The organism is Microbacterium hatanonis (assembly GCF_008017415.1).
Taxonomy (GTDB): domain Bacteria; phylum Actinomycetota; class Actinomycetes; order Actinomycetales; family Microbacteriaceae; genus Microbacterium; species Microbacterium hatanonis.
Genome location: NZ_VRSV01000001.1, coordinates 2,126,396 through 2,139,879, shown reverse-complemented (window position 1 = coordinate 2,139,879; position 13,484 = coordinate 2,126,396). Strand labels below are relative to the sequence as shown.

Sequence of the window (13,484 nt, the reverse complement as noted above, 5' to 3'; positions counted from 1 at the left end):
TCGACCCGGCGAACGACTACGTCTACGTGGCCGTTCCCGCGCGCGGCGTGGAGGTCTTCCGGGCCTCGACCGGCGAGTCGCTCGGCGTGATCAACGGTACGAAGGACGCGTACTACGTCGCCGCCGATCCCGAAACGGGCACGATCGTCACCACGAAGTTCCAGGGTGTCGTCGGCACCCCCGACCTGCAGGCGTTCGCCGCGAGCGACGGTTTCCGACTCCTCTGGGAGAAGGAGGTGCGCCCCGGAGCGCGTCAGGTCGACATCGACAGCGAGCGAGGTCTGCTCTACGTCGGGTACACGGGCACGTCGGCCGACAGCGGCGGCTTCTCGGTGCACGCGCTCGAGACGGGCGCGCAGCTCGCCGACAAGGCGGGGCCCGCGTTCGGCAAGGACGGCTACGGCATCGTCGTGGACGAGGAGGACCAGCGGGTCTTCGTCGCCAACCGCGACTTCCGCCTCAACCCTCCGGGCGAGGAAGTGGAGCCGAAGGCGGTGACCGTCAGCATCCGTACCGGCGACGGAGAGCCGACCGAGCCCGAAGAGCCGACCGAACCCGAGGAGCCCACGGAGCCCGAGGTGCCCACCGAGGACCCGTGGACGGCGACTGCGCTGACCGCGATCCCGACCGCGACGGCGGAGGGCGCGACCGAGATCCGCCCCGTCGGCTCGGCGGTCGACCCCGCGACCGGCCTGGTCTACCTCGCCGACGAGCAGCGGCCCGCCCGTGTGCACGTCGTCGATCCGAAGACCGACACCATCGTGCGCACCCTGTCGGCACCGACGACCGACCCGGCGCAGGACGGCCTGCGCGACATCGCCTTCGACGCCGCGACAGGGCACCTCACGGTGGCCTTCGGTGACAACTGGGTGGTCATGGACGCGCAGACCGGCGCGAAGGTCGCCGGCCCGTTCGCCTTCTCCTCCGGAGGGGTCCGCGGGATGGACGTCGATTTCGCGGGCGGGCGGGTCTTCGGCGGCCTGCGCGGCAGCGGGTTCGACGTGCGCGATGCCACGACGGGCGCGCTCATCCGTGCGGTCGAGGCACCGGCCGACGGAGGCGCCTGGCGCACCCACGGTGTCGCGTACGACGCGGTGAACGATCTCATCTACGTCAGCAACAGCGACACCGCCGGATCCACGCAGGGGATCCGGGTCTACAGCGGCGCCGACTACTCGCTGGTCGACACGCTCGACATCGCGGGAGCCGACTTCCGTTCGATCGCGGTCGACTCCGCGACCGCCACCGTCGTCGTCGGACACCAGAGCATGACCTTCGACGACTCCGGGGTCTCGATCTACCACGCTGACGGGCTCGGCCTGGTCGAGCGTCTCGAGGAGCACCGTTACGGCAATAAGGTCTACGGGGTCTCGATCGACACGAAGACGCACCGGCTGTACGTCTCGGCGCGCGATCGGTATCCCGCGGGCCTGGTGCGGGTGACGCTTCCTGCGGCACTGCCCGAGCCCGAGGTGCCGGTCGAGCCGTGGATCGCGCGCGGACTCACCGCCATTCCGACCGAGGGCGAGGAGCCGCAGATCCTCCCGGTCGGCACGGCGGTCGACCCCGCGACGGGCGATCTCTTCGTCGCGAACGAGATGCGCCCCGCCCGCATCCACGTCGTCGACCCCGTCGCCGATGTCGTGAAGCGCACCATCACCGTGCCCGAAGGGCTCACCGGGGACGGACTGCGCGACATCGCCTACGACGCCGCGAACGAGGTGCTCTACGTCGCCTACGGCAGCAACTGGGTCGTGCTCGACGCAGACACGGGCGCAGTCGTCCGCGGTCCGTTCGCCTTCTCCGGCGGGGTCCGCGGCATGGACGTCGACCTCCAGCGCGGGCTCGTGTACGGCGGAACGCGCGGTGCCGGCTTCGACGTCGCCGACGCGAAGACGGGCGAGCTGATGCAGACGGTGGCCGGCGTCGCCGACGGGGGAGCCTGGCGCACCCACGGTGTCGCCTACGACGCGGCCGGCGATCTGCTCTACATCAGCAACAGCGACGCGAGCGGGTCGACCGAGGGCATCCGCGTCTACGACGGCGGCGACCTGGTGCTGCAGAAGCGCCGGAGCGTCGCGAACGCCGACTATCGCTCGATCGCGGTGGACGGTGGCCTGGTGGTGGTCGGCAATCAGAGCACCACGTTCGAGCAGTCGGGGGCGACCGTGTTCGCCGCGTCCGACCTGAGCGAGGTCAAGAGGCTCTCGGCGCACACCTACGGCAACAAGGTCTACGGCGTCTCGATCGATGCCGACCGCGACCTGCTCTACGTCTCGGCGCGCGACCGCTACCCCACCGGTCTCATCCAGGTGACGCTGCCGAAGAGCTGATCGTTCGACATCGACCGACCGCCCTCTCCCCTCGTGGGGGAGGGCGGTTCGTCTTTTCGCCGCCGTCTAGAATGGAGCCCATGCCTCGAGCCCCGAAACTCGCATCGTTTCCTGCGATCCGCGGAGCCTTGAAGTTCTACCAGATCTGCTCGGTCATCACCGGTGTCGGCCTGCTGCTGCTCCTGACCGAGATGATCCTCAAGTACACCCCGCTGCACGTCGAGCTCTTCGCCGGCGGGACGCGCGGGTTCCTCTACTTCGCCCAGGCGATACCCGGCCCGGCCTGCGAGTGGTTCTCGCTGTTCCTGCCCGGCGGCAACGGGTGCGAGATCATCTCCACCGGTGACGGCGTCAACATCTCCCTCGCGATCCTCGTCGCGCACGGCTGGTTCTACGTCGTCTACCTGTTCTCGTGCTTCCGCATCTGGAGCCTCATGCGCTGGCCCTTCCCGCGCTTCATCTTCCTCGCGCTCGGCGGCGTCGTGCCGCTCCTCTCCTTCTTCCTCGAGGCCGTCACGGCCCGGAAGGTCACCACCTACCTCGCAGAACGCGAGGCGGCCGAAGCATCCGTTCCCGCCCCGGAAGGCACCCGTTGACCGAACAGACCGAGACCTCTCAACGTCCCGTCCTCGTCGTCGACTTCGGCGCGCAGTACGCGCAGCTGATCGCGCGCCGCGTCCGCGAGGCCGGCGTCTACAGCGAGATCGTCCCTCACACGGCCACGGCCGAAGAGATCGCCGCCAAGAGCCCCGTCGGCATAATCCTCTCCGGCGGCCCCTCGTCGGTGTACGAGCCGGGTGCTCCCTCGCTCGACTCCGGGGTGTTCGACCTCGACGTACCCACGCTCGGCATCTGCTACGGCTTCCAGGTCATGGCGAAGGCGCTCGGCGGCGAGGTCGCGAACACCGGCCTGCGCGAATACGGCGCGACCGATGCGACGATCGTCACCGAGGGCACGCTGCTCGACGGCCAGCCCGCCGAGCAGAACGTCTGGATGAGCCACGGCGACCAGGTCTCACGCGCCCCCGAGGGGTTCGACGTGCTGGCACGCACCGCCGCGACCCCGGTCGCCGCCTTCGCGAACGACGCCCGCCGGATGTACGGCGTGCAGTGGCACCCCGAGGTGAAGCACTCCGACCACGGTCAGCGCGTGATCGAGAACTTCCTCCACAAGGCTGCGGGCCTGGCCGCCGACTGGAACAGCGGCAACGTCATCGCCGAGCAGGTCGACCGGATCCGCGAGCAGATCGGCTCGGCACGCGTGATCTCCGCGCTCTCCGGCGGAGTCGACTCCGCCGTCTCGACCGCGCTCGTGCACAAGGCCGTCGGCGATCAGCTCACCGCGATCTTCGTCGACCACGGGCTGCTGCGAAAGGGTGAGCGCGAGCAGGTCGAGAACGACTACGTCGCCTCGACCGGCGTTCGCCTGATCACCGTCGACGCGCGTGAGCAGTTCCTCGAGGCGCTGGCCGGCGTGAGCGACCCCGAACAGAAGCGCAAGATCATCGGGCGCGAATTCATCCGGTCGTTCGAGGCCGCCGAGCGCGACCTCGTCGCCGAGGCCGCCGCCGACGGCGAGCCGATCCGCTTCCTGGTGCAGGGAACGCTCTACCCCGACGTCGTCGAGTCCGGCGGCGGTACGGGCACCGCGAACATCAAGAGCCATCACAACGTCGGAGGCCTTCCCGAAGACCTCCAGTTCGAGCTCGTCGAGCCGTTGCGCACCCTCTTCAAGGACGAGGTGCGCGCGATCGGACGCGAACTCGGCCTCCCCGAGGCGATCGTCGGTCGCCAGCCGTTTCCGGGGCCCGGCCTCGGCATCCGGATCGTCGGTGAGGTCACCGCTGACCGCCTCGAGATTCTGCGTGACGCCGACGCGATCGCGCGCGCAGAGCTGACCAAGGCCGGCCTCGACAACGAGATCTGGCAGTGCCCCGTCGTGCTGCTCGCCGACGTGCGATCCGTCGGCGTGCAGGGCGACGGTCGCACCTACGGGCATCCGATCGTGCTGCGCCCCGTCTCGAGCGAGGACGCGATGACGGCTGACTGGACGCGTCTGCCCTACGACGTGCTGTCGAAGATCAGCAACCGCATCACCAACGAGGTGCGCGACGTCAACCGTGTCGTGCTCGACGTGACGTCGAAGCCGCCGGGGACGATCGAATGGGAGTGACTCGCGCGGTCGTGCGCGTCTCGCGCTGAGTCGAGTGGGAGGGCGCTGGCTCGTTGCGCCTTCAGCCGCGATCCGTGCGCGGTTCGGCGGTCTCGCCATGATGCTGAATTCTCGTGAACAGAGAAGGATGAGGGGATGAGCGAGAGATTCGTGCGGCCCACGGCGATGGACGAGGGGTTCAACCGCGTCGTGGGGTTCCTCACGCGGATCGGGCTCCCGCTCGCCGGCAGCCGAGTGCTCGCCGTGCGCGGGCGATCGAGCGGCGAGTGGCGCACGACGCCGGTCAACCCGCTCCGGGTCGGTGGTGAACGCTACCTCGTGGCCCCGCGCGGCAACGCGCAGTGGGTGCGCAACCTCCGGGTCTCGGGCGAGGGCGAACTCCGCGCCGGACGCCGAGTCGAGGCGTTCGCCGCCGTCGAGGTGTCCGACGCCGACAAGCCCCCGATCCTGCGCGCCTACCTGAAGGCCTGGGCGTGGGAGGTCGGTCGCTTCTTCGAGGGTGTGGACGCCGGTTCCTCCGATGAGAAGCTCGCCGAGATCGCTCCGGGGTTCCCCGTGTTCCGGATAGGACGAGCGCGCCCGTGACAGGATTCCCCGACGCGTGGTACCTCGTGTTGTCGAGCCGGCTCATTCCCGGACTCGACGGCGGGTACACGGTAGCCACACTCGCGCGGGCCCGGCAGATGAGCGAAGCCGGTGCCGAGACCGTCCTGCTGACGGTCGACCCCGGCACCCCGGAGGCCCACGCCCAGCACCGGTCCGAGTTCGTCCGTCGTGGCATGCTCGACGTCCCCGAGCGGCTGCGCAACCTCTTCGACGAAGCAGCGGACCCGCGGGGCGGGGCCGCGCGGTGGCTGCGCGAGGCCGCTACGCCAGGTGATGTCGACCCCTCGCTCTCCTACCGGGAGGTGGGGGATGCTGCGGGCCGCGCGGTCGTGTCGCTGCCGGTGATCGCGGGCGACCCCGACTGGCACCTGACGGCGGCACCGATCATCGTGCACGACGCGGACGGATCGCCCGTCGGCATCCTCGCCGGTTTCGGAGCGCTCTACCGCTCCTGGCTCGACCGAGTGGTCGAGGATCTGCGCGCGCGGATCGAGCGCCCGGTGGTCGTGATCTGCGAATCCCGTCAGCTCGGCGAGCTGCTCAGCGGGTGGGACGCACCCGCCGTGCGTCTGCTGCACACCGTGCACACGACCCACCTCGAGCCGCCGTTCACCGCCGACGCGCCCCTCAACCCGCTGTGGTCTCGGTGGTTCTCGATCGCCGACCGGTTCGACGCCGTGCTGTGGCCGACCCCATCGCAGCGCGGTGACGTCGTCTCGCGTTTCGGACCTTCGGGCGTGCACGCGGTCGTCCCGCACGCGGTGGTGGCCCCCGCATCCGTTGTTCCGATCGCGGCACGCGAGCCCGGCCGCGTGGTCGTCGTGGGCCGGCTCGCGCCCGGGAAGCGCGTGGATCTCGCGATCCGAGGATTCGTCGACGCGGCCGTGCCGGGGGCGACGCTCGACATCTACGGCGACGGGGCAGAGCGCGGGGCGCTTCAGGCGCTCATCGACGATCTCGGGGCCGGGGAGCGCGTCGTGCTGCGCGGCGCGACGGAGAACGTCGCCGGCGTGCTCGACGCCGCATCCGTCTACCTCTCCACCTCAGCTTTCGAGGGCCAGGGCCTCGCTCTCGCCGAGGCGCTGTCGCACGGCACTCCTGCGGTGGTGTTCGACATCCGCTACGGCCCGCGCGACATGCTGCGCGACGGCGGGGGAGTGCTCGTGCCCGATGGCGACGTCGCCGCACTCTCGGCCGCGCTGGCGGACGTGCTCGGCGATGACGCGCTGCGGGAACGGCTGTCGGCCGAGGCCGTTGTCGCCGCAGCCCGGTTCACCCCCGAACGAACGATGGACGCCTTCGCCGCGGTGGTGGAGCAGGCCGTCCGGCGTCCCGCGCGGCGCGGCTGACCGCGCGCCCGCGGAGGTGGCGCCTGGGCTCCGTGCGCCGGGTCAGCGTTGCGTGGAGGGGCCGTGGGGAGGGTCGTAGTCGGCGAGGAGCGGCTCCTGCGGCGGGCGCTCCGCCTCGGGCACGTGCTGCAGGTTGACGCGCACGCGGTACCAGAGGGAACTCGACCCGCGCATGCCGTCGATCATCACGTCTGCGGGGTGCAGCATCGCTGCCGGCCGCTCGTGCGTCGTCTTCCACGTCTCGAGGGCCTCGAGGGCTTCCGGCTTCGTCTTCGTGCGTGCGACCTCGATCAGGGGCATGGTGGAGGCGCGCCGCCCCGTGCCGTCCGAGGCCGTCGGCGGCTTCTCGGCGGGGCCCAGCTCGTCGGCGAGCCGCAGCAGGCCGTCGAGACGCCCGGCGGCCTCGTCGATACCGCGGTGCGGGTCTCCGATGGCCGCGAAGCGCTCGAGCACGGTCGCGACGGTGAACTCCTCCGGTCGGCGTGCGCGCACTTCGTCCCAGGCGAGCGGGGTCGACACGCGCGCGTCGGGGAGCGGACGGATGCTGTACGCCGACGCCACCGTGCGGTCCTTCGCGTTCTGGTTGAAGTCGACGAAGACGCTCTCGCCGCGCTCCTCCTTCCACCACCGCGCGGTCGCAAGGCCGGGCGCACGGTTCTCGACCTCGCGGGCCAGAGTCTCGGCCGCGAGCCGCACCGCGGCGAAATCCCACTCGGGCGCGATGCGCACGAGGATGTGCAGGCCCCGCGACCCGCTCGTCTTGGGCCAGCCGACGAGACCGTGATCGTCGAGCACCTCGCGGGCGATCATCGCGACATCCACGATCTGCGCCCACTCGACGCCCGGCATGGGGTCGAGATCCACCCGCAGCTCATCGGGATGGTCGAGGTCTTCGGCGCGCACCGGATGCGGGTTGAGGTCGAGGCATCCGAGATTGGCGACCCATGCGAGCCCGGCGGCATCTCTCACCACGGTCTCTTCGGCGGAGGTCCCCCGCGCGTAGTGGAGGGTGGCGGTGTCGATGAAGTCGGGGTGCTTCTCGGGCACCCGCTTCTGGAAGAACGCCTCCTCGTCGATGCCCTTCACGAAGCGCTTGAGCACCATGGGGCGCCCGCCCGCTCCTCGCAGCGCCCCGTCGGCAACGGCGACGTAGTAGCGCACGATGTCGAGCTTCGTCAGCGCAGCCTGCGGGAAGACGACGCGGTCGGGGCTCGTCACGCGCACCTCGTGCCCGGCGATCTCGAGGGTCTCGGCGGGTGTCTTCGACGGGGTCATGGCGCGAGGCTAGTCGGGTCGAGGATGCTGCGACCAGGCCTTGCGCCGCCGCCCCATCGCCCCGGTCGGCGGGTGCCCGCCGACGGGGCGCCGACTGCCACAGCATCCGTCGATCGACCGTACGAATCGGTGTGGTCAGTTGCAGGAATGCGCCACATTCCGGGTAGGGGGAGCGGAACCGGGCGCGGGCGGGAACGACGAAGGGGCCGTCCGGAACGGACGACCCCTTCGTGCGAGCGGTGACTAGTTGCTGCCGCGGATGATCGCGATCATGCGCAGGATCTCGACGTAGAGCCAGATGACCGTGACCATGATGCCGAAAGCAGCCTTCCACGCGAGCTTGCGCGGGGCGCCGTTGCGCACACCCTGCTGGATCTGGTCGAAGTCCAGCACCAGCGAGTAGGCGGCCATGATGACCACGAGCACACCGAGGATGAGGCCGATCGGAATGCCCGCGATGGTCGCGGAGCGCAGACCGAACATCTGGTCGGCGGGCAGTACACCGAAGAGCATGAGGCCGACGTTCAGCAGGCTGAAGACCAGGTAGCCGATCATCGCGATCATGAAGATCTTCGTGGCCCGCTTCGACGCACGGATCTTGCCGCTGGCGAAGAGAGCCAGCGTGACGCCCACGACCGACACGGTCGCGAGGGTCGCCTGGACGACGATGCCCGGCATCATGAACTCGAAGTACGCCGAGATGCCGCCGACGAACAGACCCTGGAAGGCGGCGTACGCCATGATCAGCGGAGCCGAGGGCTGCTTCTTGAAGATGTTGACCATGGCGAGCACGAAGCCGCCGAGGGCGCCGATGAGCCACGGGGCGACGTTGGGCTCGGGGTTGGTCGGCGTGACACTGGACATCGTCCAGATCCATCCGCCGACGGCGACGACGAGCATGACCGCGAAGAGGGCGATCGTCTTGTAGACGGTGTCCTCGTACGTCATCCGGTCGGTCTGCTGGGCACCGGCCGAGGGCGCGGCGAACTTGCCCTCGAGCTCGGCGTTGGTGGCGGCGGGGGGCGGCGCATACTGCGTCTGACCGTTGCCCAGGCGCGCAGCCTGCGAGCCACCGGGGTAGGTCTGAACGGCGCGCGGGTCCTGGAACGCCGGGTTGTTGAAGGCCGGGTTGTTGAGGGCCACTGCTCTCACACTCCAAAATCGGGGTTGATCTACAGCACCGTGCTGTAGATCAACACTAGCCGACGCCCTCCCCGGAGTCGCGGGGTGCTGCTGTGAGGACACCATGAGCGGGTCGGCCACTAACGTGAAGGCGTGATCGCACCCCTCGTCATCGGGCACCGGGGCGCCCCGGGCTACCGCCCCGAGCACACCGCATCGTCGTACGAGCTGGCGATCGCGATGGGGGCCGACGCGGTCGAGCCCGACGTCGTCGTGTCGCGCGACGGCGTGCTCGTGGTGCGGCACGACCGCGAGATCGGGGCCACGACCGACGTATCGCAGCATGCGGCCTTCGCGTCGCGTCGGACGACCAAGGAGATCGACGGGGAGATGCTCACCGGCTGGTTCGCCGAGGACTTCACGTGGGCGGAGCTCGACACCCTCCGGTGCCGCGAGCGGCTGCCGGCGTTGCGCCCCGGGAGCGCGGCCTACGACGACCCCGAGCCGATGCTGCGGCTGAGCGACCTCGTCGACCTCGTGCGTCGCGCCGGCCTGGAGCGGGGGAGACCGGTCGGACTGGTCGTCGAGATCAAGCACGCGACCGCTCTCGGTCGACTCGGGTACCGGCTCGACCGTCTGGTATTCGACGAACTCCACGGCATCGGCGACGACGTTCCGCTCGTGGTCGAGTCGTTCGAGTCGACCGTGCTGACGGCCCTCCGCGACCGGGGTCTCGTCGCGGAGTACATCTATCTGCTGGCCGCCGACGGTCGTCCGTACGACCTCGTCGACGCTCTCGGCGCGGACGCGCCGACGTACGCGCAGACGGCGGCGCCCGCCGGGTTGGACGCGCTCGGGGGCCGGTTCGACGGGATCAGCGTCGACAAGCGCATGATCCTGGCGCCCGATGCAGCAGGCCGCGCGACGGGGCCCAGCCGCGTCGCCGCGGATGCGCACGATCGAGGACTGCGCGTCTTCACGTGGACCTGCCGCCCCGAGAACGCGTTCCTCCTGCCGGAGTTCCGGGCGGAGGGGGGCGACGGCGCGTTCGGGCGATACGAGGCGGAGTGGACGGTGATCCGTGATGCCGAGCCCGACGGTGTCTTCGCCGACCACACCGACCTCGCGGCTACCTTCTTCCGCGGGGGTCAGTCGGGGACGACCAGCTGACTCACGATGAACCGCGCACCCTGCGGGTCTTCGATGACGGCCTCGCGGGTCCAGTCGGTCTGCGCCGACGAGCGGATCACACCGCCGAGCGACTCCGCACGCGCGGCGGCGTCGTCACGATCATCGACGGTGAAGCGGATCCACCACCGCGCGTCGTCCGCGCGCGTGAGGCCTGCGACGACGTCGGCGAAGCCCTCCGGAGCGAACTCCTGGCGTTCGTGGATGCCGGGGTCGACCGTCGCGGCGAGGTGGTCACCGTACCCGGGCACACGGATCATGCCGGCGCCGAGTGTCTCGTCGACGGCCCACCCGAACACCTCGCCATAGAACCGCAGAGCGGCCGTCGGCTCGGGGGTGTGGAGGTCGCTGAAGTTCCACGCTCCCGGCACGTTCACGATCTGCGCGCCGAGTCGCCGTCGGGCCTGCCAGAGCCGGAAGACCGCGCCCTGCGGGTCGGCGCACGTCGCGCTGCGCCCGCCGGGCCCAGCGTCTTCGGGCGCGGAGAGGATGCTGCCGCCCGCCTCCTCGACCGAAGCCGCGGCGGCGTCGGCATCGCCGCAGGCGATGTAGCTCATCCAGCCGTCGGTGCCGTCGCCGGGAGTGAGGGCCGCCGCATCCTTCCCGTCCAGCGTCGCGATGAGGTAGGAGCCGGGGGCGCCCGGCGGCATCGCCTCGGTGAACTCCCAACCGAACAGGCCGCCGTAGAAGGCGCGTGCTGCCGTGGTGTCGGGCTGCGCGAGGTCGACCCAGCAGGGCACTCCCTCGGGGTAGATGCGGTCGTTCGTCATGAGCGCTCCTTCCGATACCCCGCACGGTACGCCAGGCCGCCGACACGGGGAAGGCGTCGATGGGCCGACGCGTGTGTCGGGCGGTGACGTACGGCGCGACGCAGTGCCCCGGGCATCCGTACGGTGGAGCGGTGGCCACCGCTTTCGTCAAGACGCTCCGTGACCTCCTCTCCGACGGGGCGGTGATCGACGACCCGCCGGTCGTGGCGGAGCATGCGTTCGACGCGTCGCGCACGACGGCGCCGGTTGCCGCGGTGCTGGTACGACCGCGCTCGACACGCGAGGTCTCCGCCGTTCTCCGCGCTGCGAACGACGCGGGCGTGCCCGTCGTCCCGCAGGGTGCGCGGTCGGGCCTCGTCGGAGCAGCGGCGGCGATCGACGGTGCCGTGCTCCTCGATCTCGGCGCGCTCGACCGCATCGTGCGGATCGACCCGGTCGACCGCATCGCCGTCGTACAGCCGGGAGTCGTCGTCGCCGACCTGCAGCGCGCGGCAGCGGCGGTGGGGCTCTTCTACCCGCCCGACCCCGCCTCGGCCGAGTGGGCCTCGATCGGCGGCACGATCGCCACCAACGCGGGCGGCATGCGGTGCGTCAAGTACGGGGTGACCCGCGACGCGGTGCGCAGCCTCGAAGCGGTGCTCGCCGACGGAGAGATCGTGCGCACCCGGGCCGAGACCGTCAAGGGCGTCGCCGGTCTCGACCTCACGAGTCTCTTCGTGGGGTCGGAGGGAACGCTCGGCGTGATCACGGAGGCGACCCTCGCGCTGCGCCCCGCGCCGGGCCCGAGCAGGGGCGTGTCGGCGATCTTCCGCGACGCGGCCTCGGCCTTCGCAGCGGCGAACGTCATCGCGTCGGGCTCCCGGTTGCCGTCGACGCTCGAGTTCCTCGACGAGGTGGCGTTGCGCGGCATCCGTCTCGTTCGTCCCGAACTCGGCATCCCCGACAGTGCGCAGGCGTGGCTGCTGGCCGTCACAGACGAAGTGATCGGCAGCGCCGAAGATCTCGACGGCTTCGAAGCCGCGTTCCTCGCGCACGGCGCACAGGCCGCGACGCGCGCCGATGATCCGGAGCAGCTCGATCATCTCTTCGCCGCCCGTCGCGCGCTGAGCCCGGCTCTCGTCGCCGTTCGAGGCGGTGCGACGCACGGCGACCTCGCGGTGCCCCGGTCGCAGCTGCCCGTGCTCGCCGACGCCGTGGTGGAGCTGCGGCTGCGCCTCGGAGTGGAGATCAGCCTCGCCGGGCACGTGGGCGACGGCAATCTGCATCCGACGGTCGTGTTCGACCCGGGCGATGCCGACGAGACCGCGCGGGCGCGCGAGGCCGAGCACGAGCTCCTCGTGTTGGCTCAGCGACTCGGGGGGACGGTCGCCGGCGAGCACGGCATCGGCTCCGTGAAGCTCCATGCGGTGGACGGCGAAGTGCCGCCGCGGATCCGCGAACTGCAACGAGCCGTCAAGAGCGTGTTCGACCCGAGGGGGATCCTCAACCCCGGGCGGAAGCTCTGACCGCGCCGAACGCCGTGAGGCGCTCGACCAACTCGGCCAGCGTCGCGTCATCGTGGACGAGTCCGATGCGGAAGAAGCCGCGTCCGCGCTCGCCGAAGCCGTCGCCGGGCGCGACCGCCACGCGCTGCTCCTCCCGGAGCCTGCGGGCGAAGTCCGCAGCATCCGCCCCACCGGGTACCCGCACCCAGACGAAGAAGGTGCCCTCGGGCTCGAAGACCTCCCACCCGGCGGCGCGCAGTCCCGCGACCACGAGGTCGCGACGCCGTTGGTAGACGCCGACGAGGTCGGCGGCGGCGCTCTGGTCGCCGTCGAGGGCGGCCGTGGCCGCGACCTGCGTGGCGCCGAACATCGTGCTGAACGCGTGCGCCTGGTAGCGCGCCATCGCGTCGATGACGGAGGTGTTGCCCGCGGCGAAGCCGAACCGCCACCCGGCCATGCTGTACGTCTTGGACAGCGTCTGGAGCTCTACGGTGACGTCGAGCCCGCGATCGAACTCCAGGGCCGAGAGCGGACGGCGGCCGGCGAAGCCGAGGGACGAGTAGGCGAAGTCGTGGACGAACGCCGCCCCCGTCCGACGCGCGAACGCGAGTGCCCCCTCCATCGTCTCGGGAGTCGCGAGAGCCCCGGTCGGATTGTTCGGGTAGTTCAACACGAGCACGCTCGCCTCGCGCACGGCGTCGAGTGCCTCGAACCGCGGCTGGAACGACGGCGCGTCGAGGGGCAGCGAGACGACGGACGCCTCGGCGAGGTCGGCGGCGGAGAGATACAGCGGGTAGCCGGGGTCGGGCAGCACGACGTTCGTGCCCGGATCGGCGAGGGCGATGATCGAGGCCATGATGGCCTCGTGCGAGCCGTGGAAGATCGCGACCTGCGCGTCGGGGTCGATCTCGACGCCGTGGTCGTCGCGATACCGTTTCGCGACTGCCCGACGCACCCCGGGCCGCCCGATCGACGACGGGTAGCGGTGGTTCACGGGGTCGGCGACGGCGCGCTGCATGGCGGCCACGATGTGCTCCGGCGTCGGGAGATCGGGGTTGCCCTTCGACACATCGATCACCGGCGGGCCGGGCTCCGACCGCAGGCGCGCGATCTCGCGATCCATGGCGCCCCAGAAGTTCGGGGGCAGTGCGCGCACCCGCTGCGCGGCAGAGAAGTCGACCACC

Annotated in this window: 10 protein-coding genes and 1 pseudogene; 7 read left to right on the top strand and 4 right to left on the bottom strand. The window is 70.7% G+C overall.

Annotated features, from left to right (window positions below; translation table 11 throughout):
- The 5 genes and pseudogenes from FVP77_RS16830 to FVP77_RS10220 form a co-directional block, all read left to right on the top strand.
- Positions 1-2,333 (top strand): annotated as a pseudogene (locus FVP77_RS16830) (hypothetical protein); the annotation flags it as partial.
- An 80-nt stretch (positions 2,334-2,413) separates the two neighbouring features.
- On the top strand, positions 2,414-2,929 hold the full coding sequence (locus tag FVP77_RS10235) for a DUF3817 domain-containing protein (protein WP_147894367.1): 516 nt from the start codon (positions 2,414-2,416) through the stop codon (positions 2,927-2,929).
- The gene (guaA, locus tag FVP77_RS10230) at positions 2,926-4,506 is read left to right on the top strand and encodes a glutamine-hydrolyzing GMP synthase (RefSeq protein ID WP_147894366.1); all 1,581 of its coding nucleotides are present in this window, start codon (positions 2,926-2,928) and stop codon (positions 4,504-4,506) included. The genes FVP77_RS10235 and guaA overlap by 4 nt, the downstream gene beginning before the upstream one ends.
- A gap of 135 nt (positions 4,507-4,641) precedes the next feature.
- Positions 4,642-5,091 carry a nitroreductase/quinone reductase family protein gene (locus FVP77_RS10225; RefSeq protein ID WP_147894365.1) on the top strand — a complete coding sequence of 150 codons (450 nt, stop codon included), beginning with the start codon at positions 4,642-4,644 and terminating at the stop codon, positions 5,089-5,091.
- Entirely contained in the window at positions 5,088-6,461 is a 1,374-nt protein-coding gene (locus FVP77_RS10220) for a glycosyltransferase (protein ID WP_147894364.1), read from the top strand. Before FVP77_RS10225 ends, FVP77_RS10220 begins: the two co-directional genes overlap by 4 nt.
- Positions 6,462-6,503: 42 nt before the next feature.
- Here FVP77_RS10220 and ligD read toward each other — a convergent pair whose 3' ends face one another.
- Both ligD and FVP77_RS10210 read right to left on the bottom strand, forming a co-directional pair.
- On the bottom strand, positions 6,504-7,736 hold the full coding sequence (ligD, locus tag FVP77_RS10215) for a non-homologous end-joining DNA ligase (RefSeq protein ID WP_147894363.1): 1,233 nt from the start codon (positions 7,734-7,736) through the stop codon (positions 6,504-6,506).
- Positions 7,737-7,979: 243 nt separating this feature from the next.
- Entirely contained in the window at positions 7,980-8,879 is a 900-nt protein-coding gene (locus FVP77_RS10210; protein ID WP_222707707.1) for a Bax inhibitor-1/YccA family protein, read from the bottom strand.
- A 132-nt stretch (positions 8,880-9,011) separates the two neighbouring features.
- Here FVP77_RS10210 and FVP77_RS10205 point away from each other — a divergent pair, with 132 nt between their 5' ends.
- Positions 9,012-10,028, top strand: a complete 1,017-nt coding sequence (locus FVP77_RS10205) for a glycerophosphodiester phosphodiesterase family protein (protein WP_147894362.1) — start codon at positions 9,012-9,014, stop codon at positions 10,026-10,028.
- On the opposite strand, the gene FVP77_RS10200 is transcribed toward FVP77_RS10205, so the two are convergent.
- Positions 10,007-10,816 carry a VOC family protein gene (locus FVP77_RS10200; RefSeq protein WP_147894361.1) on the bottom strand — a complete coding sequence of 270 codons (810 nt, stop codon included), beginning with the start codon at positions 10,814-10,816 and terminating at the stop codon, positions 10,007-10,009. The two genes, FVP77_RS10205 and FVP77_RS10200, sit on opposite strands and share 22 nt — an antisense overlap.
- Before the next feature lie 131 nt (positions 10,817-10,947).
- Here FVP77_RS10200 and FVP77_RS10195 point away from each other — a divergent pair, with 131 nt between their 5' ends.
- Entirely contained in the window at positions 10,948-12,321 is a 1,374-nt protein-coding gene (locus FVP77_RS10195; protein ID WP_222707706.1) for an FAD-binding oxidoreductase, read from the top strand.
- Here FVP77_RS10195 and FVP77_RS10190 read toward each other — a convergent pair.
- Positions 12,299-13,483 (bottom strand): pyridoxal phosphate-dependent aminotransferase, encoded by a 1,185-nt coding sequence (locus FVP77_RS10190; protein WP_147894359.1) that lies wholly within the window; start codon positions 13,481-13,483, stop codon positions 12,299-12,301. The two genes, FVP77_RS10195 and FVP77_RS10190, sit on opposite strands and share 23 nt — an antisense overlap.
- Position 13,484 lies beyond the last annotated feature (1 nt).

What these genes read in the sequence shown, in the direction of transcription:
- FVP77_RS10225 (WP_147894365.1), top strand. Translation starts at nt 4,642, where the DNA reads ATGAGCGAGAGATTCGTGCGGCCCACGGCGATGGACGAGGGGTTCAAC.
- FVP77_RS10235 (WP_147894367.1), top strand. Translation starts at nt 2,414, where the DNA reads ATGCCTCGAGCCCCGAAACTCGCATCGTTTCCTGCGATCCGCGGAGCC.
- FVP77_RS10200 (WP_147894361.1), bottom strand. Translation starts at nt 10,816, where the DNA reads ATGACGAACGACCGCATCTACCCCGAGGGAGTGCCCTGCTGGGTCGAC.
- ligD (WP_147894363.1), bottom strand. Translation starts at nt 7,736, where the DNA reads ATGACCCCGTCGAAGACACCCGCCGAGACCCTCGAGATCGCCGGGCAC.